Origin of the sequence: Polycladomyces zharkentensis (assembly GCF_016938855.1) — a bacterium.
GTDB classification, from domain to species: domain Bacteria; phylum Bacillota; class Bacilli; order Thermoactinomycetales; family JIR-001; genus Polycladomyces; species Polycladomyces zharkentensis.
Map to the genome: position 1 here is coordinate 80609 of NZ_JAFHAP010000017.1, position 26065 is coordinate 106673.

At 52.0% G+C, this 26065-nt stretch carries 22 protein-coding genes; 15 read left to right on the plus strand and 7 right to left on the minus strand.

What is annotated here, in order from left to right:
* The first annotated feature begins 11 nt into the window (after positions 1-11).
* Positions 12-1361, plus strand: a complete 1350-nt coding sequence (gene gcvPA, locus JQC72_RS15380) for an aminomethyl-transferring glycine dehydrogenase subunit GcvPA (protein WP_205497195.1) — start codon at positions 12-14, stop codon at positions 1359-1361.
* The gene (gcvPB, locus tag JQC72_RS15385) at positions 1358-2827 is read left to right on the plus strand and encodes an aminomethyl-transferring glycine dehydrogenase subunit GcvPB (RefSeq protein ID WP_205497197.1); all 1470 of its coding nucleotides are present in this window, start codon (positions 1358-1360) and stop codon (positions 2825-2827) included. Before gcvPA ends, gcvPB begins: the two co-directional genes overlap by 4 nt.
* Before the next feature lie 283 nt (positions 2828-3110).
* Here gcvPB and JQC72_RS15390 read toward each other — a convergent pair whose 3' ends face one another.
* Positions 3111-3974 carry a LysR family transcriptional regulator gene (locus JQC72_RS15390; RefSeq protein WP_205497199.1) on the minus strand — a complete coding sequence of 288 codons (864 nt, stop codon included), beginning with the start codon at positions 3972-3974 and terminating at the stop codon, positions 3111-3113.
* A 208-nt stretch (positions 3975-4182) separates the two neighbouring features.
* On the opposite strand from JQC72_RS15390, the gene JQC72_RS15395 reads away from it, so the two are divergent.
* Both JQC72_RS15395 and JQC72_RS15400 read left to right on the plus strand, forming a co-directional pair.
* The gene (locus JQC72_RS15395) at positions 4183-5355 is read left to right on the plus strand and encodes an MFS transporter (RefSeq protein ID WP_205497201.1); all 1173 of its coding nucleotides are present in this window, start codon (positions 4183-4185) and stop codon (positions 5353-5355) included.
* 217 nt (positions 5356-5572) lie between these two features.
* Complete coding sequence (locus JQC72_RS15400; RefSeq protein WP_205497203.1) at positions 5573-6004, plus strand: helix-turn-helix domain-containing protein; 432 nt, start codon at positions 5573-5575, stop codon at positions 6002-6004.
* Between the two features lie 109 nt (positions 6005-6113).
* Here the strand turns inward: JQC72_RS15400 and JQC72_RS15405 are convergent, their stop codons facing one another.
* The 3 genes from JQC72_RS15405 to JQC72_RS15415 form a co-directional block, all read right to left on the minus strand.
* Entirely contained in the window at positions 6114-6968 is an 855-nt protein-coding gene (locus JQC72_RS15405) for an SDR family NAD(P)-dependent oxidoreductase (RefSeq protein WP_205497205.1), read from the minus strand.
* A gap of 72 nt (positions 6969-7040) precedes the next feature.
* Positions 7041-7415: a DUF423 domain-containing protein gene (locus tag JQC72_RS15410; protein ID WP_205497206.1), complete on the minus strand. Its 375-nt coding sequence runs from the start codon at positions 7413-7415 to the stop codon at positions 7041-7043.
* Positions 7416-7515: 100 nt separating this feature from the next.
* Positions 7516-7929, minus strand: a complete 414-nt coding sequence (locus JQC72_RS15415; protein ID WP_205497208.1) for a hypothetical protein — start codon at positions 7927-7929, stop codon at positions 7516-7518.
* A gap of 163 nt (positions 7930-8092) precedes the next feature.
* Between JQC72_RS15415 and JQC72_RS15420 the strand changes: the two genes are divergently transcribed.
* On the plus strand, positions 8093-9721 hold the full coding sequence (locus JQC72_RS15420; protein WP_335342487.1) for a long-chain fatty acid--CoA ligase: 1629 nt from the start codon (positions 8093-8095) through the stop codon (positions 9719-9721).
* Positions 9718-11454, plus strand: coding sequence for an acyl-CoA dehydrogenase family protein (locus JQC72_RS15425; protein ID WP_205497210.1), 1737 nt, complete (start codon positions 9718-9720; stop codon positions 11452-11454). Before JQC72_RS15420 ends, JQC72_RS15425 begins: the two co-directional genes overlap by 4 nt.
* 1015 nt (positions 11455-12469) lie before the next feature.
* Here the strand turns inward: JQC72_RS15425 and speD are convergent.
* The 3 genes from speD to JQC72_RS15440 all read right to left on the minus strand — a co-directional run bounded on the left by speD (position 12470) and on the right by JQC72_RS15440 (position 17298).
* Positions 12470-13867 (minus strand): adenosylmethionine decarboxylase, encoded by a 1398-nt coding sequence (gene speD, locus JQC72_RS15430; protein ID WP_205497212.1) that lies wholly within the window; start codon positions 13865-13867, stop codon positions 12470-12472.
* Positions 13868-14497: 630 nt separating this feature from the next.
* Positions 14498-15544, minus strand: a complete 1047-nt coding sequence (fni, locus tag JQC72_RS15435; RefSeq protein ID WP_205497214.1) for a type 2 isopentenyl-diphosphate Delta-isomerase — start codon at positions 15542-15544, stop codon at positions 14498-14500.
* A gap of 218 nt (positions 15545-15762) precedes the next feature.
* A complete protein-coding gene (locus JQC72_RS15440; protein WP_205497216.1) occupies positions 15763-17298 on the minus strand; it encodes a response regulator transcription factor in 1536 nt (511 codons plus the stop codon).
* A gap of 911 nt (positions 17299-18209) precedes the next feature.
* Here JQC72_RS15440 and JQC72_RS15450 point away from each other — a divergent pair.
* The 9 genes from JQC72_RS15450 to JQC72_RS15490 all read left to right on the plus strand — a co-directional run bounded on the left by JQC72_RS15450 (position 18210) and on the right by JQC72_RS15490 (position 25741).
* A complete protein-coding gene (locus tag JQC72_RS15450) occupies positions 18210-18758 on the plus strand; it encodes a DUF6230 family protein (RefSeq protein WP_205497220.1) in 549 nt (182 codons plus the stop codon).
* 12 nt (positions 18759-18770) lie between these two features.
* Complete coding sequence (locus JQC72_RS15455) at positions 18771-19262, plus strand: DUF6114 domain-containing protein (RefSeq protein WP_205497222.1); 492 nt, start codon at positions 18771-18773, stop codon at positions 19260-19262.
* Between the two features lie 245 nt (positions 19263-19507).
* Complete coding sequence (locus JQC72_RS16755; RefSeq protein ID WP_205497224.1) at positions 19508-20476, plus strand: HPr family phosphocarrier protein; 969 nt, start codon at positions 19508-19510, stop codon at positions 20474-20476.
* A 329-nt stretch (positions 20477-20805) separates the two neighbouring features.
* The gene (locus JQC72_RS15465) at positions 20806-21267 is read left to right on the plus strand and encodes a DinB family protein (protein ID WP_205497226.1); all 462 of its coding nucleotides are present in this window, start codon (positions 20806-20808) and stop codon (positions 21265-21267) included.
* A gap of 45 nt (positions 21268-21312) precedes the next feature.
* Positions 21313-21489: a hypothetical protein gene (locus tag JQC72_RS15470; protein ID WP_205497228.1), complete on the plus strand. Its 177-nt coding sequence runs from the start codon at positions 21313-21315 to the stop codon at positions 21487-21489.
* A 66-nt stretch (positions 21490-21555) separates the two neighbouring features.
* Entirely contained in the window at positions 21556-21969 is a 414-nt protein-coding gene (locus JQC72_RS15475; protein ID WP_205497229.1) for an NUDIX domain-containing protein, read from the plus strand.
* 79 nt (positions 21970-22048) lie between these two features.
* Entirely contained in the window at positions 22049-22822 is a 774-nt protein-coding gene (gene fadH, locus JQC72_RS15480; RefSeq protein ID WP_205497231.1) for a 2,4-dienoyl-CoA reductase, read from the plus strand.
* Positions 22823-23097: 275 nt separating this feature from the next.
* Positions 23098-23913 (plus strand): endonuclease/exonuclease/phosphatase family protein, encoded by an 816-nt coding sequence (locus JQC72_RS15485; RefSeq protein ID WP_205497232.1) that lies wholly within the window; start codon positions 23098-23100, stop codon positions 23911-23913.
* Positions 23914-23929: 16 nt separating this feature from the next.
* Complete coding sequence (locus tag JQC72_RS15490) at positions 23930-25741, plus strand: glycoside hydrolase family 3 protein (protein WP_335342488.1); 1812 nt, start codon at positions 23930-23932, stop codon at positions 25739-25741.
* Positions 25742-26065: the final 324 nt, after the last annotated feature.

The following is a 26065-nucleotide window of genomic DNA, read 5'->3' on the forward strand; positions in this document are numbered from 1 at the left end:
GGATGGAGTGGATGAAGTTTCGTTACTTGCCGATGACCGAACAAGATCGCCGGGAGATGATGGAGACACTCGGCATCGATTCGGTGGAGGAGCTATTCGCGGATATTCCCGAGTCCGTCCGTTTCCGTGGGCGGCTCAACATTCCCGAAGCGATGGCGGAACCCGATTTGGTGCGGCATATGAACCGCCTGGCGGGGAAAAACGCTTCGTTTGACCAGTATGTTTGCTTCCTGGGGGCGGGGGCGTATGAGCACCACATTCCCAGCGTGGTGAATCACGTGATCTCCCGTTCGGAATTTTACACCGCATACACCCCATACCAGCCGGAGATCAGCCAGGGGGAACTTCAAGCCATTTTTGAATTTCAGACGATGATCTGCGAGCTGACCGGGATGGAAGTGACCAACTCGTCCATGTATGACGGACCGACCGCATTGGCGGAGGCGGCGGGTGTGGCCATGGCGACCACGCGCAAACGGAAGGTGGTGGTCTCCCGTGCCGTCCACCCGGAAGCGCGCGCCATTTTGTCCACCTATGCCAAAGGCGTCGGCTTGACGGTGGAGGAAGTTCCCTGCACTGACGGCGTGACCGATCCCGCCCGGCTGGAGGAGCTGGTGGATGCCGACACGGCCGCCGTCATCGTGCAAACACCCAACTTTTTCGGCAACCTGGAAGATCTGGGAGCCATCGAGCCGATTGCCCACCGGCACAAAGGCATGCTGATCGTCAGCGCCAATCCGATCGCGCTTGGGGTGCTGAAACCACCGGGGGCATATGGGGCGGACATTGTCGTCGGCGATGCACAACCGATGGGGATCGCGGTGCAGTTCGGCGGTCCGCACTGCGGTTATTTCGCGACGACCAAAGCGTTGATGCGGCGCATCCCGGGCCGGATTGTGGGGCAAACCGTGGATGAAGAGGGCAAACGCGGTTTCGTACTCACCCTGCAGGCGCGGGAACAGCATATCCGACGTGAAAAAGCCACCTCCAACATATGTTCCAACCAGGCGCTCAATGCGTTGGCCGCCGCTGTCTACATGTCGGCGATGGGCAAACAGGGCATCCGGGAAGTGGCGCGGTTGAACATACAAAAAGCGCATTACGCCCGGCAGCGTCTCGCGCAGATACCGGGGGTGGAGCCGCTGTTCAACCGTCCCTTCTTCAACGAATTTGCGCTGAAATTGCCGAAACCGGTTGGAGAAGTAAACCGGCGACTCTTGGAGGAAGGCATTATCGGCGGTTACGATTTGAGCCGTGATTATGTCGAATTGGCGGATGCCATGCTGTTGGCGGTGACAGAGATGCGGACCAAAGAGGAGATTGACCGGTTGGCCGAGGTAATGGAGGCGATCGTGCGATGAACAAGGAAAAGGCACTGATTTTCGAGATGAGCCAACCCGGGCGGGTAGCATACAGTCTGCCTGAATCCGATGTACCGGAAATCCCGTTGGAAGAGGCGATTCCGGCAGAACTGCTTCGCGAAACCCCGGCTGAATTGCCGGAAGTGTCCGAGCTGGATCTGATCCGGCACTACACCGAGTTGTCCCGTCGCAACTACGGGGTGGACAACGGTTTTTACCCGCTCGGTTCCTGCACAATGAAATACAACCCCAAAATAAATGAAGATATGGCCCGTCTGCCCGGTTTTGCCAAGATCCATCCGTACCAGCCGGAGGAGACGGTGCAGGGTGCGTTGCAGCTGCTGTACGAACTGCAACGGGATTTGGCTGAAATCACGGGCATGGATCAGGTGACGCTTCAGCCCGCGGCAGGTGCCCAAGGTGAATGGAGCGGTCTGATGATGATCCGGGCCTACCATGAAAGCCGAGGCGAATCTCAGCGGAACAAAGTGATCGTGCCTGACTCCGCGCACGGCACCAACCCGGCCAGCGCGACGGTCGCCGGATTTGAAACGGTCACGGTGAAATCCAACGAAAAAGGGCATGTGGACGTGGAAGCCCTCAAACAAGTGGTGGGTGAAGACACGGCGGCCCTGATGCTGACCAACCCCAACACGCTGGGATTGTTTGAGGAGCAGATCAGGGAGATTGCCGACATCGTCCACGAGGCGGGCGGCCTTCTCTACTACGACGGGGCCAACGCCAACGCCATCCTCGGCATCGCCCGTCCGGGGGACATGGGCTTTGACGTGGTGCACCTCAACCTGCACAAAACATTCACCACCCCGCACGGCGGCGGAGGTCCGGGAGCGGGGCCGGTCGGCGTCAAAAAAGCCCTGATTCCGTTTTTGCCGACCCCGATTGTGGAAAAAGGGGAAAACGGCTACTACCTGAAGGATCTGCCCCAATCCATCGGGCGAGTCAAAGGATTCTACGGCAACTTCGGCATCCTGGTGCGCGCCTACACGTACATCCGCACGATGGGTCCGGACGGATTGCGTCAGGTATCCGAAAACGCGGTGCTCAACGCCAACTACGTGATGCGCCGTCTGGAGCCGTACTATGATCTGCCGTACCCGCAACACTGCAAGCATGAGTTCGTGCTTTCCGGCAAACGGCAGAAAAAACTGGGCGTGCGTACGTTGGATATCGCCAAACGGTTGTTGGACTTTGATTTCCATCCGCCGACCATCTACTTCCCGCTCATCGTGGACGAATGTCTCATGATCGAGCCGACGGAAACAGAAAGCAAGGAGACGTTGGACCGTTTCATCGAGGCGATGATCCAAATCGCGCAGGAAGCTGAAAACCAACCGGAAGTGGTGCAGGAAGCGCCCCACAACACGATTGTCAAGCGTTTGGACGAGGTGACCGCGGCACGCAAACCGATCCTGCGCTGGCAAAAAACACAGGAAGTGAAAGAATAAAAGACAGGGAACAGTTCGAGACCGGGGACAAAAAAACTGTTCGTTCTTCGTCCGTCTGCGCACGACTCCCATCAGGGGGGCGTGCGTTTTTTCTGTACAATCGGCGCAGGGGTGATCCCCAAAGGGTGAAATCTCCATTCCAATCCAAACGCGTGGACGAGATTTCCGGAGACTGCCGCGACATCGACAGGCCGGGAAAACCCCGGCCACAGGTTGACGACAACATCCACAGCCTGCGATTTTCCCCACTCGGACAAAGAGTTGAAAGGGTAACAATCACCTTTTATCGTGTGTCAAATGTTGTGATCCATTCATATAATTGCGATCCCAGTTGATGATTGCGGGTAGCGAGCGAAATCGATCTGTGTCTTCCAAAATCCAGAATCGGCAGGGCGAACAGCGGGAGATGACTGATATGTTTGGCCATCAATTCAGGGATGATCGTGATTCCCATTCCAGCCGATACAGCTCCGAGGATAAAGTCGCCAAAAGCGACCTCGCTGATGATGTTGGGCTTGTGCCCCCGCGCTTCCATTTGTTCGATTATATGCTTCCTTGTATCGCAAGGGGCTTGGTGAACGATCAGCGGTTCTTCGCACAGTTCGGCCAGCTCCACGGCTTTTCGTGAACGGAAACGATGGTGTAAAGGAAACACCGCATAGTAAGACTCCGTAAACAATTCACCACTCCACAACGATTCCCCAATATAGGATGTATCAACAAAGACTGCATCGAGTCTTCCTTCCTGCAATGATTGGATCAGTTCCCAAGACGTGTTCTGAATCATGATTGTCATGGGGCGGTCCAAAAGCCGAAGTTCCTTGATTCTGGGAGGTAAATAATAAGTGGCTACACTGGGCAGACTCCCTACAGCGATCGGAGTCGTTCGTCGGAATTGTCTTAACTCTTGGCGGATCGCGTTCAGCTCAGTGAGGACAGGAACAATTCGATTGTAAAAGCGTTCACCGGCTTCCGTCAGTTCAATGCCGGCAGACGTTCTGTAAAACAAGACGGTGTCAAGTTCGTGTTCCAGATTGCGAATATGCTTGCTTAATGCCGGTTGGGAAAGATTGTGTACTTTGGCGGCTTTGGAGAAACTTTTTTGCTTGGCGGCTTCAACAAAACTTTGCAACCACTCTATATTCATCTGTTTCACCCCGATTGATATAACCCATTGTTATAACCCTCAAAAATAGTGATTGTTCCTCTTGCCTTTACTTTCTGGTAATGTTTCAATTGTCGGAGCTCATTTGATTATAACAAATCGATTGATGGTTTGGCCCCAACACGTGGATCTTCCAACATCTTGGGTCTGCGGATGGGCATCCATCCGATATGGAATCAGGAGGGTTACCATGCAAAGAGTTTTACTTCTCGCGATCGGCATGTTCGCGCTTGGGTTTGATGCCTATGTGGTGGCCGGTCTGTTGCCGGACATTGGGGCAACGTTTAAAATAAACGCTTCACAAGCGGGACAGGCGGTTAGCGTCTTTACCTTTTGTTATGCACTGGCAGCTCCGGTTTTTGCAACATTGTTGGCTGGAAAACCAATGCGCCGGATTTTGCTGCTGGCGCTCGCCGTATTTTCTGTAGGCAACGGGATGAGTGCGCTGGCCTCCAGTTTTTCGATGCTGCTTGTGGCTCGTGCGATTGCAGGCGTCGGAGCCGGGCTTTTTTCCCCGCTGGCCGCTGCGGCTGCTGCATCTCTCGTTTCCGAACAAAAACGCGGCCGTGCTCTCGGGATGACGCTGGGTGGTATGAGTACCGGTACGGTTGTTGGAGTTCCGCTGGGATTGATTGTTGCCGAACATCTGGGTTGGGAGGGAACGCTCTGGTCCATCACTGCACTTGGCCTGCTTGCCTTGGTTGGAATTGTGATTTGGTTTCCGAACTTTCCGGCTTCAGCGCCGCCGTCACTCCGACAACGTGTGGCCATGATGACCAACGGACGGGTTTCAGCAACCGTTGGGATTACTTTATTGACCAGCATTTCGAGCTTGGGTTTGTATACGTATATTGCATCCGTCTTGTATCACTTGGCAGATATTGATTACACCACTCCATTTCTGTGGGCATGGGGGATTGGCGGCATGATCGGGAGCTTTTCCATTGGCACGCTGATTGATCGAACGGGACGTCCCAGCTTGCTTATGGCCGGTATTCTGGCCATCATGGCTTTTTCCATGTTCATCCTGCCATTGGGGCTTCCATTCCCCGTATTGGCATACCTGCCTTTCGTAATTTGGGGGGCGATGGGGTGGGCCTCGCAAGCCCCGCAACAACATGTATTGCTTCGCTTGCAACCTGATCACGGCGCAGCTGCAGTTGCGCTAAACAGTTCCGCCAATTATCTGGGAAGTGCGATCGGTTCCGCGCTCGGAGGGATTGCGATGCTGGCCGGATTGGCACCTTCCCGGCTGCCATTTGCTGCCGGCTGTGTTGCAATGGTGGCCTTCCTGGCACAATTGGTGGTCATGTCACGGGAAAAAATCAAGGAAAATCAAGGGAAAATAAAAATGGAATCATGAGCGGCGAGAAAATCTCAAGTATCATTTCCGGTACTTGAACCGTGCGGAATGTTCATTTGAATGGATTATACACCCACATTACGGCTTCCCGGTCTTTGCCGGGATTTTCTTTTTGGTCGATTTTTTTGGCTCATCCCGCCATGACTCACAGAGATTCCCCCAATACGGGGTTTTTTTGTATGATGGTAGAGAGATTGAGTAGAGAAAGGGATCGACGATGAGTAAATTGAAAGAAGCGAGAACGGCAGCAGGATTGACACAAAAAGCATTGTCGGAGAAATCGGGACTCAGTGTGAATGTCATCCGCTCACTGGAACAAGGAAAGAAAAAGTGGACCCGGGAACTGGCCGAGCAATTGGCCCCTCATCTGGGGGTGTCGGCCGATGCGCTGATGCGGTCGGGGAAAAAGGAGGACTTCTCCACATCCAAGAAAAAACAAACGAAACCATCCTCTGCGCAATCCACACCCAAGAAACGAACGAGAAAGAAAAGCAGACGAGAGACGGCCGCCACTCTGATCCGAATGGCCAAAGAATTGGTCACGATGGCGGATGGTACTTCCATCCCGGAGGCGTATCATCATGAGGTGCTGAAAATGGCGTACCGACTGAGTAACATCGGAACGGAGATGCAGGGGAAAGAAGAATGAACAGAGCCGGATGAGATGAAAGGAATTGCCAAGCCGGGGAGAAACCCCGGCTACGGTTTTGATTCATGGAGAGTGTCGTTGTTCTGTATTCCGCAGTTGATTGGTTGGTTCAAGCGTCCGTGTCTTTCGAGTTGATCGAGAAAGGCGGAATGTAACGGCCATCTGTATCCGTAAATGAATATTCTTTGGCCAAGTCGCCAACTCGCAACACTTGTCCGCTTTTTTCCATGACGTTGGGATCACTTGCCAAGGCCACGATAGCCCGTCCAATGTAAAAAGGAGATTCCGTGTTTTTCAGTTCTTCGACTTCGTGCCAATGATTCTCATCCGTTTGAAAGTGCTTCAACACTAGTTCCGTTCTCATCCAACCGGGTGAAACGGCAAGGACGGCAATCTGATCTTGCTTTAATTCAATGGACAATCCGTACGCCATGCGAATCAGTGCGTTTTTGGCCAAATCATAGTAAAAATGTCCGATATATTTGTCCCGGTCCCAAAAGGTGGTGTGAATGATGATCCCTTTTTTGTTCCGGCGCATGAGGGGGATGGCGTAATGATTCGTCACGAGTTGAGCGCGGACACCGGCGGTAAACATATGATCCCAATGTTGGAGAGGGAGTTTCCAAAATGGCATATCCTCAATCGCAAGTTCGTTCCCGCCCCAGACATTGTTGACGAGTATATCCAGCCTTCCTTGTTCCTCGCGAATTCGGTTGATCAATAACTCCGTTTCCGAGTCGTTGGTATGATCACAGCGAACGGCGATTCCCTTCCCACCGGAAGCTTCCATTTGGGAAACCGTGTCATCAATGGTCCCCGGCCGATTATGGGTGGATCTGCCTTTGACGCTTCGACCGGTGACGTAAACCGTTGCCCCCGCTTTGGCCAATTCTACAGCAATCCCACGGCCTGCTCCTCTGCTTCCACCTGTGACAAGCGCAATTTTTCCTTCCAAGGACCTCATGTTCTCACGATCCTTTCCATAAAAATATGGCGCCAACCTTCCGTTTCCGGAAGATTCAGCGCCTGGTTCCTTTCATCCCATCTGTTTCCACGCAGCGAGAAACACGCACACCCATCCGGCCAAGAAGGCGACACCGCCGATCGGCGTGATGGCGCCCAGTTTGGTCACATTGGTGAGCACCATGGCGTAGAGACTGCCGGAGAATAGCACAATCCCCGCCAGGATCAGCCAGCCCGCAGCGGTGATCAGTTCGCTGCCGCCGAAACGATCGGCCAACAGGCCGATGACGACGAGCGCCAAACCGTGTACGATATGATAGTGCGCACCGGTTCGCCAAATCTCCATCATCCGTTCCGAAACCTTGCCTTCGAGACCGTGTGCGCCGAACGCTCCCAACGCGATGCTCAAAAACATGTTCAAACTGCCCAACAACAGAAACAGACGCATGGATGATCGCTCCTATCGTCGTTTTGAGGATGTGTGGCCAACATGGCCGTCTCTTGGACTCACCAGAGAGGACCTCATATCCGTTGACCCGTGTCCCCCCTCATGTTACCACCCGTAATTCCTCCATAAACCGTTTTCGTGTGACGGTTAGTGGAAAAGTGCCCGCCTTCCGTCCGTTTATGTACAATATGGAGCAATATTCGCCTTCCCGCTCCAACGGCAGATTTTCAAAACGCAAGTGATGTTGGAACACACTGTTTTTGGCGCCAGGTATTGGTTTGGTGAGCCCTTCTGCGGTCGCCAGCGGAGAAACGAGGTGAGGCGCGTAAAAGTGAACTGCGATCAGGTTGTCCCGTGTCAGATCGATGTTTTGCAACTCAAAACCAATGGCGATGGTCTGCCAATGGGGAAAACGTTCGCAATCCAGTTGTTTCAAAGGTTGCCATACAGCGATATCCCCACTTGGTTGGGGAAGAAACCCCCAGGCGTACTGAAACCAAGTCACGGTTGCCACGTGTTGTCATCCTTCCTGTTCGATTGTCCCAACATTATTATAATTGAATTTTCATCACAGGTATGTTTTTTTGCGACTGTTTCCCAACAAGACCACATTGACAAAACTCATTTTTTAGACGTAAAATTCAAACTAGTCAAAGGGGGAAAGGGGCGGTTCAGCGGTGAAAGGAACAATGATGCAATATCCACTGACGTTGCCGCATCTGTTGGAACGGGCCGGACGCTATTACGGTTCGGTTGAGATCGTCTCCCGGTTGCCGGACAAACGCTTGCACCGTTATACGTATACCCACTTTGTTCGCAGGGCGCGTTCGCTGGCGCAGGCGCTTCAACGGGCCGGGTTGAAAAAAGGGGACCGGGTGGGTACGTTGATGTGGAATCATTACGCACATCTGGAGGCATATTTCGGCATCCCCGCCTCCGGTGGCGTGTTGCACACGATCAATCTCCGTTTGCACCCGAATGAGATCGCTTACATCATCAACCACGGCGGAGACCGTTTCCTGATCGTCGACGACGTATTGCTCCCGTTGCTGGAAAAAGTGGCGGATCGCATCCGGGTGGAGCGCGTATTTGTCGTACCGCTGACTGGTCAACCGGTCCCGCCCGGTTATGAGGATTACGAGGAGTTCATCCGAGAACCGGCTGACGATTTCACCTACCCGAATCTGGATGAAAACGACGCGTTGGGCATGTGCTACACCTCCGGCACGACGGGACGTCCCAAAGGGGTGGTGTATTCCCACCGGGCCGTGGTGTTGCATTCTTTTGCTTCGGCGATGGCGGATACATTGGCCGTTTCCGGCCGTGATGCGGTATTGCCTGTGGTGCCCATGTTTCACGTCAACGCATGGGGCCTGCCATTCACCATGACCATGGTGGGGGCCAAGCAGGTATACCCTGGACCGCATTTGGACCCTGTCAGCCTGCTCGAACTGATGCAGGAGGAACAAGTGACGTTCGCCGCCGGGGTGCCCACGATTTGGTTCGGCATTTACCGCGAGCTGGAGAAACAGCCGGGCCATTGGCGTTTGCATCCTGAATTGCGGACGGTGGTAGGCGGCGCGGCTGCTCCGGAAGTATTGTTGCGGGGGATGGACCGGCACGGCATCCATGTGGTACACGCTTGGGGAATGACGGAAACGACACCTCTCGGGACCATATCGGTGTTGAAGCCGCACCTGAGGAGCCTGCCGGAGGACGAACAATACGCATACCGGGCCAAACAGGGTATTCCCGCTCCGTTTGTGGACGTGCGGGTGGTCAACGAGCAGGGAGAGGTCCCGCCCGACGGTGTCACGATGGGTGAACTCCAAGTGAGGGGGCCGTGGATTGCGGGGGCGTATCACGATAAGCCGAATACCCGCGATTCGTTCACGGAAGACGGTTGGTTCCGCACCGGTGACGTGGCGACGATCGATGAAGAAGGGTACGTCAAAATCACCGACCGGACCAAGGACCTCATCAAATCGGGCGGAGAATGGATCAGCTCCGTCGATTTGGAAAATGCGATCATGTCGCATCCCGCCGTGGAGGAAGCGGCCGTCATCGGAATTGCGCATCCCAAGTGGCAGGAGCGGCCATTGGCGGTGGTGGTGAAAAAAGAGGAAGCGACATTGACGCTGGAGGAACTGCATGCATTTCTGGCACCGAAGTTCGCCAAATGGTGGTTGCCGGATGATGTCGTCTTCGTGGAGGAAATTCCGCGTACATCGGCGGGCAAGTTCCTCAAATCCCTGTTGCGTGAACAATTTCACAATCACTTTTTGACCAAGGGGGTAAACGCGTGATCGATTACAGTCAATATGAAGACGGGACAGCTCTCAACTGGTATGAAAGCGACCCCACCATGCGGTATTACGCCCACCGGTATCTGCCTCACCTGATGGAGTGGGGGGAGTCGCGCCTGATGGAGTTGGGGGCTTATGTGGCGGGACCGATGGAACGGCGGGCGCGTCACACCGACCGTGACGGTGCTCCCCGACTGATTCGCTATGATCGGCAGGGACGGGAGATCAATGAAGTCTGGTACAACGAAGGATATCTGGCCACGGTGGGAGACTGTTTTGAATTTGGTGTGGTGGGGTTACGGTACAGGGACGACCTGCCGCACAAAGTCCCGTTTTTCTACACCCAGTTGATGCACATCCTGATGTCCGAGGCGGAGACCGGTTTCACGTGTCCAGTCACTCTTACCATGGCAGTGGCGTTTGTATTGGAGAAGTTCGGAACGGACGAGCAGAAGCGCCGGTATCTGTCGCGCCTGGCCAGCATGGATCGGCATACGCTGGAACAGGGGGCCACGTTTTTGACGGAAATTCAGGGAGGCTCCGACGTGGGCGCGACGCAAACCCGCGCGGTACCCTGTGGCGATCACTATGAGCTGACGGGGGAGAAATGGTTTGCCAGCAACTGTGACGCGGGTGTAGCCATCACGTTGGCGAGGGTGAACGATCGGCCGGGTACCGCGGGATTGGGCCTGTTTCTGCTCCCGCGTTATTTGGACAATGGCGAAAAAAACCGCATCACCATTCGTCGGCTCAAGGACAAGCTGGGTGTGCGGGCCGTGGCCAGCGGGGAATTGATCCTTGATCGGGCGGTCGGATATCTGATCGGGGAGCCGGATCAAGGATTCAAATATATGGCGGAAGCGCTGAACATCTCCCGTATGTGCACGGCGACGGGGGCGCTCGCGATCTCCCGCCGGGCTTTTTTGGAGGCCGCCGTATACACGTCCAAACGGGAAGCATTCGGCCGGACGATCATCGAATACCCGATGGTGCGGGAAACCTTGCTGGACATTATCGCAGACATCGAGGCGGCATGGGCGATGGTGGCCCGCATGATCCAACTGTTTGATGAGTGCCACACCTATGGAAAAGGGGATGCGGAAAAACGCACACTACTCCGGCTGCTGCTGGCGATGAGCAAGTACCGTTGCAGTGAACAGGCGGTTCTTCATGCCAAACAGGCACTGGAATTGCACGGGGGAAACGGGTATATCGAGGAGTACGTCACCCCCCGTCTGTTGCGGGATGCACAAGTGAACACGGTATGGGAAGGAACTTCCAACATCATGGGTCTCGAATTGTTGAAAACGTTGGGCAAAGAGGCGCGGGCAAGAACCGGAGAGAGTGTAATCCTGCGGGAAATTCGGGAGACGTTGGACGCCGTCGTTTTGCCGGAACTGGCCGAAACCGTCGCCTGTGTGAAGGAGCAGACGGACAACGTGAAAACGGATCTGGCTGTGCTTCTCGAAGCTCCTCCCATGGTTCAAAATGCCCATGCCCGCCGTTTCATGGATAAACTGACCGATCTGTATTGTGCGGCGCGTCTGTTGGAGGAGGCGCAGTACGCCAAAAAGGAAACCGGTTCGGAACGGCTTGTCCACATTGCCCGATACTGGATCAATCGCACCTATCGCCCCTATATGTACGACATTCGCGGACAGGAAATCCCCAGCATCGATTTGTTTGATATCGCCGTGCGCTATGCGGAACAGGCCCGTACGGCAAAACAGTGAACCCGGACAACTCCGCCGACCGGATGTGTATCATCTTTGAAGATCGTACATCTTTGCGTACGACACGGCGCGTGTCTCAACTCCGCCACCCAATCAAACTCTGATTGTCGAAGAGAAGCGGAATTGGAGAAAAGAGGCGATCTCATCAGTACAACCTGACCTTCTGGTACGTATACATGAAGTATAAAGAGCGGGCGGGAAAACTCGACTCTTCAGGGTCGGGGTGAAAGCGAGCGTCGGACGCGGGAGGGCTTTGTCCCTCTCGCAAATTCGACGAAATTTGGGTTCGATCGAGTCGAGAAGTTTGAAAACCCTGAAAACCGCTGTGCGAGCAAATACCCGTGAAACAAAGTCGTTCAGGCTTGGACAAAACCATCGCAGCTGGGGTTGCCACGCCGCAGGTCCACGGCATCCCAGGGGAGTTCCTCTGGTCTTTGGCCGTATGAAGAAAGTTGCAAAGGGGATAAGGGGGTGGGAATCCATTGTTCTTCATCATATTTTTCATCCTATTTTCCGGATGCCTGCTGTTCTTCCTTCTAAAGCCGCAAACCGGGATGATTCAGGACGATAAAACCGTTTTGCAGATTCGGACATCCGCTACAAAAACAGGAGAAGAGTAGCATCATCCTCCGTTGTCTTACCGGCCAAGGACAGGCGGTTGAATGGTCTTGAAGATCGTTGTTCCCATGTTGGCAGATGCTCGTTTCTCGTCTGCTAAGAAATACTTTTGAAGTGGGTCCGCCCTTCCTCCACAGCATATGGTTTTCGTTATTTCTGAATGATGGAATACCAGTGCACGTCGCCGATCAACCGGTATATCGTATCAGCGTCACTTCAACGTTCTTCCCGTTTCGCTTTTTCCGCTTCAATTGCGGTGGATAAACTGGGTACCCGGAATAACAAAGCTCTCAGAACGAGAAGGCCCTGGCGGGCCTCTCTTATCATTTTCCGTTCTTCCTCTTTGTGCTACAGTTCTCCATCATCCGGGGGAACATCATCAGGATATCGGTTCGTTTCAACTTAAATATTCGTATTCTTTGCGATAGAATTTGTGTAATATTAATTGATTCAAGCTATTTACCATCGCCGCTTTTTGTTTCTTGAGTATTTTTTCCGGAAAGACAAATATGGAAGGTATATCTGCCGGCAGTGTGCGATTTTCTACCGGTATAGACGTTGTACGTTGTATGATGTGTTGATGTCCCGCCAAATGAAATCCCCAGTTCCCAAATGAGGGGACGGTTACATGGTATCCACGTGTCTTTAAGCCGGCACTTTCTAAGGTCAATCCAATACTCCAAAATACCGTTGGCGCATCTTCGGGCGAAAATGATTGGCAAACCATGATTCCGTCCGGAGCAAGAGATTTTGAGATCAATTGAAAGAACTCTTTGGTATACAATTGACTGAGCGCTTCATTCGACGGGTCCGGAAAGTCTGCAATGATCACATCATAGGGCTGATGCGGTTCTGTTAAAAACTTGCGGGCATCTTGCGTGTGGACGTTGACCCGTTTGTCAAAGAATGACCGTTCATTGAGTGCCACGAGTTCGGGGACCGTACGAGCAGCATGCAATACCAGAGGATCAATATCAACAAGATCAACATGCGAGGCATCGGGGTATTTGAGTACTTCACGCAGAGCCAGTCCATCGCCGCCACCCAAAATCAAAACACGTCGGTGTGAAGGGGTATATAGAAAAGCAGGATGAACGATTGCCTCATGATACAGCCTTTCATCGAGTGAACTAAACTGCAATTGTTGGTTTAAGTACATACGAATATCCTTCGCATCAATGATATGAATATTTTGATATTGACTCATCCCTTGGAACAGTACGGGATGTCTCGCGGCGAGAAGTTCTTTTAGTCCGATGTAATCATACAAATCTCCATGTTCATGCAAAGGCTGAATGGTTGTATGTTTTTCCACATCAGTGCTCTTGCTGTTCCTATTATCATGATCCGGGGGCAGTTTTGGGGAATGTTGCTCATACATCAATGGCACTCTGGCTTTTCTGTCAAAACGTGTGAGATTGTATACGACGCTGTATTTGGAAGAGAGCCCTTTTAAAATGTTCTCAACCTGTGTCACCGGATCATGATCACCGCATGTGAATATATCCAAAGCTGCAAAGTTTTCTTCAGGCCAGGTATGAATGGAAATGTGGGAAGTGGAAAGAAGAAGAATCCCTGTCAACCCTTCAGGTTCAAACTGATGGAAGTGGCTTGATATCATCACCATTCCCAGGGACTGGACCAGATCTATCAGTAAGTTTTTTATATGGTCAACATCATTCAAAATGGCTGCATCACAATCAAAAGCATCGATTATGAGATGGTGTCCAATTGTTTTCATATTGATCCCTCCGGCTTTCTCCTGCTTGAAATAAAAATGGGCTGAATCTTCCATTGCGCCCTTCGATTCACTTTGAAATAGTATACGTGAAATGACAGTCAAAAGATTGGACCATTGCCGTACAAATAGAAATAGAGTCATATGTGATGGATCATCTTCAAAATGGGATAAGAGAAAAACAACGGAAGGCATGAGCCTCGCAGGGAATGATGGTTGAATGATTCTCATATAACCAAACCGAGGGGAATGGTCGCGTTCGAGGATGATCAAGTGTGAGCGGGGAAATCCAGCCCTCAGGGGTGGGATCAAAGCGAGTCAGACGCGGGAGGGCTTCATCTCCCGCAAGTCGACATTGTTCCAATGCCTTCTGTAAGGAGACAAGGTGTACGAATCGATAGAAGGACCGTAAAACGAACAGGAGCGATTGGCAAGGTTGAGTCGGTCCACAACAGAGACCTTGATCGAAATTTGGTTGAAGGCCGACGGTTATCACTACTGCTTTTTTGAATCTACATCCAATCAACGCTTCTCCTAAGCGTTAGCGTAGGCGGAGGGAGTGTTCAAGAGCCATCTTCTATCCATAACAGATCAATGGGGATACTATCCGAAGCGGTTCGAGGATAATACGGTCCCCAAGGTCCGTTATTTGCTTCCCATGATTTCTCCCAATTCACCCGGCTGCCATCAATCATCCGTCCGAAAAATCCGGTCTGTTCCCTTTAATGTCGGAACATCAGCGGCACCGATTCCGAACATGGCGATGCGCAATTCCGCCTCAATCCGTTGCAACTGCCGGGAGATCGCCGCTGGTGTCAGATCGGTTGCGGCACGCAAGAGGGTGCGGCCGAATCCGGTCAAGTCGGCACCCAATGCGATCGCTTTGGCCGCTTCCACGCCAGTGGATAATCCGCCGCTGGCGATCAGGTAACCGTTGGGGGCTTTTTGCCTTGCCTCCCGGATGCAGTCGGCGGTGGGCAACCCCCAATCGGCGAACGCCTCCGCAGCGGCGGTCAGTATTGGATCGCGGGACCGGTGTTTTTCGACCATAATCCACGAAGTCCCGCCAGCACCCGCTACATCGACGAATTGAACCCCGGCATCGAAAAGACGTTTGGCCAAATCGCCATGAATCCCCATCCCCACTTCCTTGACACCGACCGGTACTTCCAGCGTTCGGCAAACCTCTTCGATCTTGGCCAACAGGTGGGCGAATCGGGTGTTTCCCTCCGGCTGAAACACTTCCTGCATGGCATTCAGATGCAAAACCAATGCATCAGCTTCGGTCAGTTCGATGATGCGGCGGCAGTCGTCGACATCATAGCCGTATTGGAGCTGGACTGCCCCCAGATTGGCCAGTAACGGGATGTGAGGCGCGTATTTTCGGACTTGGAAGGTACAGGCCGTCTCCGGATGTTCGATCGCCGTCCGTACGGAACCCAGACCCATCGCCCATCCATGTTTTTCGGCGGCTTGGGCAAGGTTTTTGTTGATTTGAAATGCTGCTTTCGTCCCGCCGGTCATGCTGCTGATCAACAACGGGGCTTTCATCGGTTTGCCCAAAAAAGCGGTGGAGAGAGAGATATCCTTAAAATTGATTTCAGGCAGGGCTTCATGGCGGAAACGGTATCGTTCCAGTCCGGTGGTGATGCCCCGTCCGGTCACCTCGCGGTGGAGGACGATCTCGATGTGTTCCGCTTTCCGTTTTTTTGTCGGTTTCTGGTTTTGAGACATCACAGTGATCCTTTCTTTATTACGGACTTATGCTCGATTATACCCTATTTTTGGGTCGGGAGTCTCCCGGTCTTGGTTTTCGGCTATGTACCCTGACAGTACGATGCTGAGCTGATTCCCATATGGTTGTTGATGGTGGCGAAAAGCGGTCGTCCTCTTCATCATGGTGTGTGAATCAAGCGGGAAAATCGCCAATCGCCAAATGTGATCTACCTTCATTATTGGATCAAATGTTGACGCAAAGCCTTTGCTACGGCTTCCGTCCTGTTTTTTGCCTTCAATTTCTTGAATATGGAACTGATATACTCATTGACAGTGTACTCGCTGATATGGAGTTCGGAGGCAATATGTTTGGTGCTGTAACCATCGGCGCTCAGCTGGAGGATTTGCTTTTCACGATTAGTTAAGAGGGAAGATGTTTTTTTGACCGAAAAGTTTGAATGCAGTTTGGAATGCAAGTTTCTTGATACCCGGGTCAAAAGGGAGTCAACGATTTCAATGGTGTTGTCCGACACTTCGAAAGGTCGGCCGTTCTGGTCAAGGAGTAGAACACCGGTAACACGATGGTTCTCTCCATACAAAGGGGCCACCAACAATGAAGTCAAATGGAAATATTCAATATAGTGAGTCGGAATCAGATTTTCCACTCGCTTCAGATGAACAGGCCGTTTCGCATCGAATAGCTTTGAAATCGCAGGTATATTATGTTCCGGTTCTTGAATGCGTTGAATCTCTTCCAATGGAACATTATAGGACAGAATTCCTTCGACTTTTTTGAAGAACGGATAGTACCAAAAAAGAGCGCTGCGTTGAAAACCGGCGATGTGGCATATATGTTCCACACATGAAGAAAGCGTATCTTGTATGCCCTTGGTTGACAGCAGTGTGTTGTCAAATTCCAAAATCGCTTCATACTGTTGAATCTGGTCATGAATGGTTTGGTGTATATCTTCATTGTAATACATCTTGGACAATTCCATTGCTTGACGCATCCAATGAACCAGCTGCTGGACGAAGCGTTTCGATAAGGGGGCCTTTTTACCTTTGATGACAAGGTATAATTTCTCATTGATTTTTTCTACAAATCCTTCGGTTTTTCCAGAGATGACTTGATGGACGGATAAGGTCAGATCATCGTGTTGATAAGCAGGGAACCATTCTTCCATTTCAAGGTTATAAATGGCAATATCCAAAATTCCATATCTGTGTTTACTTGATTTTGGGGTTGTGACAGCGACAAATTCCCAGTTCACATAAGGCCATATATCTTGTCCTTGCAACAGCCGGATGAGCGGAGAATAAGATCTGTTTTTCTTATTGTGTTGATATCCGAACGTCAATAGTTGATGCTGTGTGATGGAAGAGGTTACATTCATGCACAAGGCGTGAATCCATTGAAAGCAGTTATTTACATAAAGACGATTATGGTTTTGCAGGATCATCTCCATCATGATCTGTTCAAATGCCCCGATGGCAAATATTATTCGGTTAGCGTTTAATATTTTTTCCCAATCCAACAGTGACTGTTCAAATTTATTGAAAAAAAGTAGTTCGTCGGAAAGAGCGAGATCCAAGTGATCCAACATAAAGCGGAACACATCGGATAAAGATTTCTTTTCTTCGTTGTTTACGTTTATTTTGGATAATTTTATGTACCATTGGGTTAGACACTCATGGTATTCCCGATGAACAGTGTCAAGCATTTGTTCGACTTCATCGGGTTGCAACCTGGGAACGATTAGATATTTTGTCATATACATAGCCTCCCCTCTATTTTAAGGGATATTATAACCTAGTATTTTGGGAGTTGTCACAACGTTTTAAATAGAATAACATAATACAAAACCAAAGTCATACGATGACGGAGGAAAAGGTAGAGGATTGGACTTAAGTGAAAAAAGATCAATGAAAATGTACCGTTAAGCTGCACAGGCTTGGGAATGGCCGTCGATATGGATCTTTGAAAAGGCCCCGTGCCAGGAATGAATAAAGATTGGTCTTGCTGTGGCATGGAGAATGTCGTAAACATGTCTGGCGATGAAGGAAGATGTAGAAACTGCCCCTTATGTGGATCAGTGCAGATCTTTACACTTGGAAACAAATTTTTGGCCGAAAATGGGAACCGATTACAACGATGATGCGTGTTTCACTGATGTGTTGGCAGACAGCTGTCTCGTTACTTTGGAAATGGATGCCGGGTTTCCGGTGGAACGAAAATGAAAGCGGTTTCATTCAATGGCATGTCCGATTCGAAACGTTTCACGACGGCTATTCAAGAATCCACTGAAGCGATCGTTCGTATCACGGCGGCAGCCATATGCGGGTCGGATCTGCATTTTTACCTTGGTACGACTTCAGGCGTTCGGAAATGTTCTCAGAAGCCGTAATTGGACACGAGTACGTAGGGGTGGCTGAAGAACCGGGCCCGCAAGTGTTCAAACAAGACGATTCAGCTTCCGGGCAAATGCCGGTTTGATTGCGAGACTGCCCCATTGGTCGGAACTCTTCCGAAGTGTATAAACCAAATATTGAAAAAATGAGTGTGGAATGGTCTCGGGGATGCTTTGGGGAGCATATGCCGTCAGCGTTTACGTCACATGGCGGGTCATTCGCTCCAAAAGAGCTTGAATGACATACATTTTCCCGAAGTAAGGAGGAAAGGGCCTTGAGGTACCATGGGAAAAGGTTCTGGTTAAGTATGGTCGTTGCTCTGTGTCTGGTGTTTACGTTGGTACTGGGGATTTGGACCGGGGGTGTGGCGCTGGCCGTCCCGGTCGGGGGAATCGGCGGGTTTATCATCGAGGCGGATGAGATCCAAATCAGCAATTTCAAGGTGTTGCCGAAGATTGGCGAAACCAGCGAGAGGGCGGCATATCCCCAGGGAAGCGCACAGTTGGATGGGGTGATCAAGAAGCTCAAGCTTTACAAGGATCTCGATGTTCCTGGCGTAGGAAAAGTGCGGGTGTTGATGACTGCATCCAAGGACGTAAAAGCGACCGGAGTGATTCTCGATTTGAGCAGGATGCAAGCGGACGCGAATTTCAGCAAACTGAAAGTTGCAGAGAAACATAGCAGTGATTGGCAGCAAAAATTCAGTTTGTCGGCACCCAGCCTGGTGCTGAAAAAACCGTACATTCAAGGGCATTACATGTTTGCCAACAGCATCTCACTGCCGGGGCTTTCCATGAAATTGGAGATGATTTCGGCCGAGTAAAGGGGTGTCGATATGCGAAAGAGAGTGGTGGAAGAAAGGGCTTTGAGCCATTCGGAGTTCAGTTTGCGGACAGACCGCAGATTTGACGAAAAAAAGCGTCCAAAACTGGGGCTTACGCTGGTGTGCCTGTCAGGACTGACTATTTTATGGATTCCCGCCAATTTGTATTGGATCGCTTTTGTGCCGGGGAGTTTTGCCTTTGCGGGCATCCTGTTCGGCATGCTTGTGCTCAGCTGTGGTGTTTTAGGTTGGTTGATGCCCCAATATGTTCGGCTTTTAGGGGCGTTTGCGATGATATTGTCGATCCTGTCCATTATCGGAGCCCTGGGAGGGCTGATTATCGGCACATTGTTGGGAATGGTAGGCGGGTCCTTGTGCATGGCTTGGGGTCCGGCTTCCCGACCGTCAAACGATAGCGATGAGGAGAAGGGACATTTTGGGTTGGAGGGGGCTGGATCAGTCGAACAGGAAGCCGCCGCCACGTCGAATAAGTGGTTCAAGTGATAAGACGGAGGATGGAGGGAGGGAAGCGTTTGTACTCTTCTTGTGTGAGGAAGGTTCTGACCCTGTCGGTGGGTTTGTCCATTTGTTTTGTTTTCATTGGTGACAAAATGGCCTCGGCTCAAGCCAGGTCACCGGATGAGAGTCGATCGGCGATCGAGATCATCAATAGTCAGCACGAAAAGGTTTCTTTAAAGAATGAGACACCAAAGGCGGCGTTAAGCCGATCGGCCCTGGGAGAAGGGATCGTGATCCAAGCCGAGCGTATCGAGGCTCAAGGGTTGATCCCTTCATTGACGATCACGGAGAATGGCCGGTTGGCTGTTCATCTTTATGCAAAGAAGTCCAAAGTATACGATATGAAATTGGTCATCGGTAAAAAGAGCAGCCCATCCGGACAATGGGGCATGGATATTCAAGGCGCGGGTCCTGTATCGATCCAAGGCCTGGTCGTTGATGCAACCGCTCTGGGATTCAAAATCAAAGGGCCTCTCTTGCAGCTCGACAAACCGCTCCCCGCTGTGGTACTTTATGATGTCTATCTAAAGGTGGAGCAGATGAATACTGACCGTGTCAGTATGCCGCAGGTGAACCTGCAAACAAAGCAAGATGTCATCTTGTCTTCCGACAATCCTGTGATTGATATGAGCCGGTTGCCCAAGGCGAACGGGTTGGAAGCACTGACGGACACCGTCAACGATCTGTTGGCTCGTTTTTCTGGCTCCGGTTCAACGGAAGATTCGCCCGGAACCGGTTCGGAAAATCCTTCGAACCAGCCACTCCATCAACCACCTACTCAACCACCGTTACCTGAGGATGATCCCCAGCCACCGACGAAAAAGCCCCCTGTGCGCAAACCCGACCCCGATCCGCCATTGGAACCGCCGAACGATTTAACGAAACCCCCTATCTTACCTCCGAATAATGGCGGGGACGTGGTCGATAAGGGGAAATCGGTGGTGAAAAAGGTGATCGTGAAGCTGAAAAACGGGTTGGATCATGTCCTGACCGTCCTTCGGTTTGTTCAGGAGGCCCGGAAGTACGATCATACAGAGATCACGATCCAAAAGGGGGACAAAAAGGCAGACGCGAAAAATCTGTTGGAGGTTCTCGGCATGATGCTCACTCGCGGGACGGAGATCATCTTGACTGCAGAAGGAAAAGAGGCAAAGCAGGCGGTGGAAACTTTGGCTGATCTTATCAGTGGACGTGAATAAATTTCATATATTCCGTTGCGAAACTCTTGCATCAGGTTTTCCGGTTTTTCAGTATACTGAATAAATAGAGAAGCAACCGTAAAGAAACTGAAGGAAGCTGATCTCGGTTGGAGGAAAGAATCATCAAGCCGGGAGAAGAGGTATATCCACTACGAAATGATATTTTATCTCGCGAGTAGAAATAAATAGCGGGCCATTGTTTGAGTCCGGTTTCGCTCTTTCCGCAGAACGTTTTATATTACGGACACACCCGTGCGCCCCCGATTTTCCTGATGCCCGTTTTGTTGTACAATTACGTAAAATGCAACTTTTTTTGGGGTGGGATGATGATGCGTCATGATTTGGTCATGCAATTTGAGATGACCCGAGAACGATTACAACAGTTTATCAACTCAACCTCCGAAACCTTTTTTGATCAAATGCCGAAAGGGTTTAACAATACGATTCGTTGGAATGTGGGTCATATCTTGACGGTTGCAGACGCGTTGTTTGGTTTGAAGATGCTCCCTGCGGACTATCGACAGTTATTCTGGAACGGAACGAAACCTGCAGATTGGACTGGGGAAGTACCCTCTCCGGAAACGTTGGTTTCCGAGTTACAGAAACAAACGGCTCAAATCAAAGAAACATTCACCGACCGGTTAGAGGAGAAGTTGGCGAAACCGATTGATCTCAACGGTTATCAGATTGAAACGATTGGTTCCGTGTTTAGTTTCAATAACATGCATGAAGCGGTGCATCTTGGGCACATGAATGCATTGAAGCGTGCGATTGAAGGGCAAAGAGAATGACAAAACAGCCTAAAAAGGGTGCCTGATCCAGGTGGCCCTTTTTTCGTGGGAACGCATTTGGCAGGCATTTTTCATCCGGTGGTGCAAAAAGAAAATGGAATGGACCGTCTTATTCTGCTGCAGCTTCGCAAGGGCAATAAAAGTGGTTCAGCCCTTGCGACGAAAAAGATCATCTTACCGCGAATTGACTTCCTAGTTCAAAAAGTGGGCGAATTGCGGTAAAATAGACGGGCAGTTGATTTTGGATCAGTGGGGAACGAGTCATACGGGAGATGATCGTTTGGAAGCATGAAAGAAAGCGGTTTCAATATCGTTCGAGGGAGTGGCCATTCACCGCGAACGCTTGTTGGTGCCAAAGAAGAGAGGCCATCCCATTGGTCCCTGCCCGGCGGCGGGGTTGAGTGGGGCGAGTCCACCATCGTTACGCTTCATCGGGAAATGCAGAATGCAGGAAGAGTGGTGTGGAGAAGTGACAGTGGAACGATTGGGATGAATCATCGAAAAAATTTCTTCACGTTTGAGGGAGAAGCATATCACGAGATAGGGTTTTACTATCTGATGCGGCTGCCCACTGATACGCCGTTTCTGAATGAAGCGGCGCCTTTTACCGTGGAGGAAAACCATCTGTTGTTTCGTTGGGTGCCCGTTTCACAGCTCGAAAAAACGAAGTGTTTTATCCGGTTTGTTTGCGCAAAGGAATAAAAGAGTTGCGGGATGGCGTGGTCCATTTTATCGAAAGAGAAAACCAAATCATTCAACCGTGTGGAAAGGAGAGAAAACCATGAGCGTTGAAAGCCGGGTCGTGATTGTGACGGGTGGCAGCAGCGGAATCGGAAAGGGCATAGCTCGTGTCTTGTGCCAAAAAGGATATCGAGTTACGATCACCGGTCGAGATCCTGAGAAATTGGAACGGGCGAAATCGGAGATCGAAAAAAACGATGGGCAAGTGTTGACGATCCCGATGGATGTGCGAAACGTGGACCAAGTAGGGGAGATGATTCGCCGGACCAAGGAGGCATTCGGCCGCATCGACGGTTTGGTCAACAACGCGGCGGGCAATTTTTTGGTCAAGGCGGAGGAATTGTCGCTGAATGGTTGGAAAGCGGTGATTGACATCGTCTTGAACGGAACGTGGTACTGCACGCAAGCGTTGGCCAAAGAGTGGATTGCCGACGGCACTCGCGGCTCCATCGTCAATATCGTGGCTACCTATGCGTGGACCGGTGCGGCGGGGGTGGTTCATTCCGCGGCAGCCAAAGCGGGGGTACTGGCGATGAGCCGGTCGCTGGCGGTGGAGTGGGGCAGCCGTTATGGTATTCGTGTCAATTGCGTGGCACCGGGACCGATTGAAAACACAGGCGGGACGGAGAAATTGATCGCTTCCGAGCAAGCCTACCGCCACTTGCTGCAAACCATTCCGGCCAAACGGTTTGGTAAGCCCGAAGAAGTGGGGAATCTGGTGGCGTTTCTGCTTTCGCCCGAAGCGGAATACATCAACGGTGATTGTGTAACGATTGATGCCGGGTTTTGGATGACCGGCTCCCGGTTGATGTGACGATCAGTCGGGCCACCCTGTAACGTCCTGCTTGTTGAAAGGGTGGCCTCCGTTTCGGTTTGACGAGACAGCCCTGGGGGGAGATGTCAAACCGGAAACGGATTGTATGCCTGACGACATCCCGTGTTTTCGAACTGTTCTCACACTGATGGGTTCGCTTAATTTGTCTTTTTTTGTCACGTACCTTTCGTTCTTTTCGGAATCATTTTACAATTTAGTAGAAACCGCTGAAAGGAGGCATCAATCTGAAACGCTGGCGAATCGGGTTGGTCTTGATGTTTCTGTGTGGAATGGCACTTTCTCTGCCGACGACGGCGGGAGCCAAAGGAGAACACGAACGACCGCTTCATGTCGTTACGTACAATATCCAGCACGGAGACAATCACCACGGACAGCTGGATTTGGAAACCATTGCGGAGAACTTGCAGTCCAGCGGGGCGGACGTGATCACCCTGCAGGAGGTGGATCGGCACTGGTCGGAGAGAAGCAAGTTTGTGGACGAGGCGGCTTGGCTGGGGGAACGACTGGGGATGCAGGTGAGGTTTGCGCCCATTTACTCGCTCGATCCAATTCGGGAAGGGGAGCCGCGGCGGGAGTTTGGATTGGCCATATTGAGCCGCTATCCGATCGTCTCCTTTGAAAACCACGAGTTGTCCCGCATCAGTTCGCAGGAACCGGACAAAGGCGTACAAAAACTGCCTGGATTTCCGGAGGCGGTCATCAATGTCCGCGGTGTGAAGGTACATGTCTTTTCCACCCATTTGTCCTGGTTGAATCCCGACGTGCGCATGCTGGAAACAGAAGAGATGCTGGAGATCATACACCGGAGAGAAGGTCCCGTTATTTTGACCGGAGATATGAATGCAGAACCGGGATCTCCGGAGATGAAACGGTTGAGCGGTGAAATGACGGATGCCTTTGCGGTGAAAGGAAACGGTGATGGTTGGACGTATCCTGTTCCCGCGCCGGTGAAGCGGATCGACTATGTGTTTGTGTCGCCCGATGTGCGGGTGAAATCCTGTGAGGTATTGCCGGTGGAGGGTTCGGATCATTATCCTGTGTCGGCCCGTCTGTCAGTCGAAAAAAAGTGAACGAGGAGGAAGGAGCGTGGACGTTCGGCGTTCCGTGGCGTTGTGGATGATCGGGAGTTTGGTGCTGTCGCTGTTTACATTCCCCGCGTTTGCCGCACAATCAAATCGGACATCGGACTCCGTCACGCTGTTGAAACAAATGAGTTTGGAAGAAAAAGTGGGCCAGATGATGATGGTGGGGTTTTACGGCAGTGAGCCCAATGCGGACATCGCGCGACTGATTCAGGAAGCCCATGCGGGCGGCGTGATTTTGTTCGCCTACAGCCAAAACGTGGTCAATCCGGTGCAAACGGCCCACCTGACCAACGGATTGCAATCGTTGGCGCAGGAAACGCGCCTGGGCGTACCGCTCTTGATTTCCACCGACCAAGAGGGCGGCGTTGTGGCCCGCCTGACGACCGGAGCCACCGAATGGGCCGGCAATATGGCGCTGGGTGCGACGCGGAAAACGGCTTACGCCTACCAAGCGGCCAAAATGACCGGAGAAGAGCTGCGTGCCGTCGGAATCAACATGAACCTGGCCCCTGATTTGGACGTCAATGTCAACCCGGCCAACCCCGTTATCGGGGTGCGCTCCTACGGGGAAGCCCCCCAACTGGTGGCGGACATGGGAGCGGCGGCGATTCACGGATATCAAGAGAACGTGATCGCGACCGGGAAACACTTTCCCGGCCACGGGGACACCAATGTCGATTCCCATTTGGGATTGCCGGTAATCAACAAGAGCCGGGAAGATTTGGAGAAAGTGGAGCTAGTGCCGTTCAAACGGGCGATTGCCGAAGGAATCGATGCCGTCATGACGGCGCACATCCATGTCCCCGCATTGGATGACACGCCCGATCTGCCCGCCACGTTGTCCCGCCCCATCCTGACCGGCCTGTTGCGACAGGAGCTGGGCTATCAGGGGCTGATCATCACCGATTCGATGACGATGGCCGGTGTCGCCAACTATTTCGGCGGGGTGCCGAAAGCGGCGGTGAAAGCGGTACAGGCCGGAGCGGACATCATCCTGCTCACGCCGGCACTGACGACGGACGAGCAGATCGAGGTGTACCAAGCGGTACTGGAAGCCGCCCGAAAAGGGGAGATTCCCGCGGAGCAAATCGACCAATCGGTATTGCGCATCCTGAAGGTCAAAGCGAAATACGGGTTGTTTGAACATCGTTTCGTCGATCCGGCCGATATTCCCGAGCATGTCGCAACGGAGAAACACTTGCGAACCTCGATGAAAATCGCCCGGTCTTCGATCACGCTGGTCAAAAACGAAAACAATCTGCTGCCGCTTCGGTTGCAACCGGATCAGAAACTGGGGATCATCAGCCAGTTTTCCCTGATCGACCGTGTGCGACCGTATCACGCCAAGACGACGGAAATCTACCACAACCAAGTCAATCCTTCCGATGCGGATATCCAGGCGGCGGTGGAAATGGCCAAAACGCAGGATGTCCTGTTGGTCGGAACCTACAATGCGACCGCCAACCCGCAACAGGTGAAACTGGTAAAAGCACTCCAGGAATTGCACAAGCCGATGGTCGTGATCGCCTTCCGCAATCCGTACGACATCCAGGCGTTCCCGGATGTCCCCGCCTATCTCGCCGCGTACGGATTCCGCTCCGTTTCGCTCCAGGCGGCGGTGGAGACGGTGTTAGGGGACAACCAACCGAAAGGGCGGTTGCCCGTCACCATTCCGGGTTTGTACCCCTACGGTCACGGATTGCGTTATGGTGGGAAACACACGGATGCAAAATCCGAGCAACTGCCCGCAAACCAAATGGATGCCGGCAGTTCAAAGGAAGATCAACTGCAGGAGCAGGACAGCTCCAAATAAACGGAACCGGCCGACCATGCCAATGGTCGGCGAGACTGCAAACAAAGTGGTTTACTATCGTGATCTCGGGTGAGCCGTTTTCCCTCTCAATCCTCTTTCGGCAAGCTCAAAAGTCGCTCGTGGGAAAGCGGCCACCCTCTGTTTGAGGAGCGGGGCCGAATTTCCTGTCGAGCGACTCTCACTGTCGCTACGGAGCGAAGACGGGAATTCGGAGCCCGCGAACGTTGTCATCAACATGGCCGACCATGTAGTGGTCGGCCTTTGTTGGCTCACCCGGTTCTCGAAGGATATGAAATGAAGGGTGAGGCATGCATTTCGAACATG

Bases quoted from the DNA above. Each gene is read 5' to 3' on its own strand.
- gcvPB (WP_205497197.1), top strand. From the start codon at position 1,358: ATGAACAAGGAAAAGGCACTGATTTTCGAGATGAGCCAACCCGGGCGG.
- JQC72_RS15400 (WP_205497203.1), top strand. From the start codon at position 5,573: ATGAGTAAATTGAAAGAAGCGAGAACGGCAGCAGGATTGACACAAAAA.
- fadH (WP_205497231.1), top strand. From the start codon at position 22,049: ATGAGCGTTGAAAGCCGGGTCGTGATTGTGACGGGTGGCAGCAGCGGA.
- JQC72_RS15390 (WP_205497199.1), bottom strand. From the start codon at position 3,974: ATGAATATAGAGTGGTTGCAAAGTTTTGTTGAAGCCGCCAAGCAAAAA.
- JQC72_RS15440 (WP_205497216.1), bottom strand. From the start codon at position 17,298: ATGACAAAATATCTAATCGTTCCCAGGTTGCAACCCGATGAAGTCGAA.
- JQC72_RS15410 (WP_205497206.1), bottom strand. From the start codon at position 7,415: ATGCGTCTGTTTCTGTTGTTGGGCAGTTTGAACATGTTTTTGAGCATC.
- JQC72_RS15395 (WP_205497201.1), top strand. From the start codon at position 4,183: ATGCAAAGAGTTTTACTTCTCGCGATCGGCATGTTCGCGCTTGGGTTT.
- JQC72_RS15475 (WP_205497229.1), top strand. From the start codon at position 21,556: ATGAAAGAAAGCGGTTTCAATATCGTTCGAGGGAGTGGCCATTCACCG.
- JQC72_RS15465 (WP_205497226.1), top strand. From the start codon at position 20,806: ATGCGTCATGATTTGGTCATGCAATTTGAGATGACCCGAGAACGATTA.
- speD (WP_205497212.1), bottom strand. From the start codon at position 13,867: ATGGAAGATTCAGCCCATTTTTATTTCAAGCAGGAGAAAGCCGGAGGG.
- gcvPA (WP_205497195.1), top strand. From the start codon at position 12: ATGAAGTTTCGTTACTTGCCGATGACCGAACAAGATCGCCGGGAGATG.
- fni (WP_205497214.1), bottom strand. From the start codon at position 15,544: ATGTCTCAAAACCAGAAACCGACAAAAAAACGGAAAGCGGAACACATC.
- JQC72_RS15455 (WP_205497222.1), top strand. From the start codon at position 18,771: ATGCGAAAGAGAGTGGTGGAAGAAAGGGCTTTGAGCCATTCGGAGTTC.
- JQC72_RS15405 (WP_205497205.1), bottom strand. From the start codon at position 6,968: ATGAGGTCCTTGGAAGGAAAAATTGCGCTTGTCACAGGTGGAAGCAGA.
- JQC72_RS15485 (WP_205497232.1), top strand. From the start codon at position 23,098: ATGTTTCTGTGTGGAATGGCACTTTCTCTGCCGACGACGGCGGGAGCC.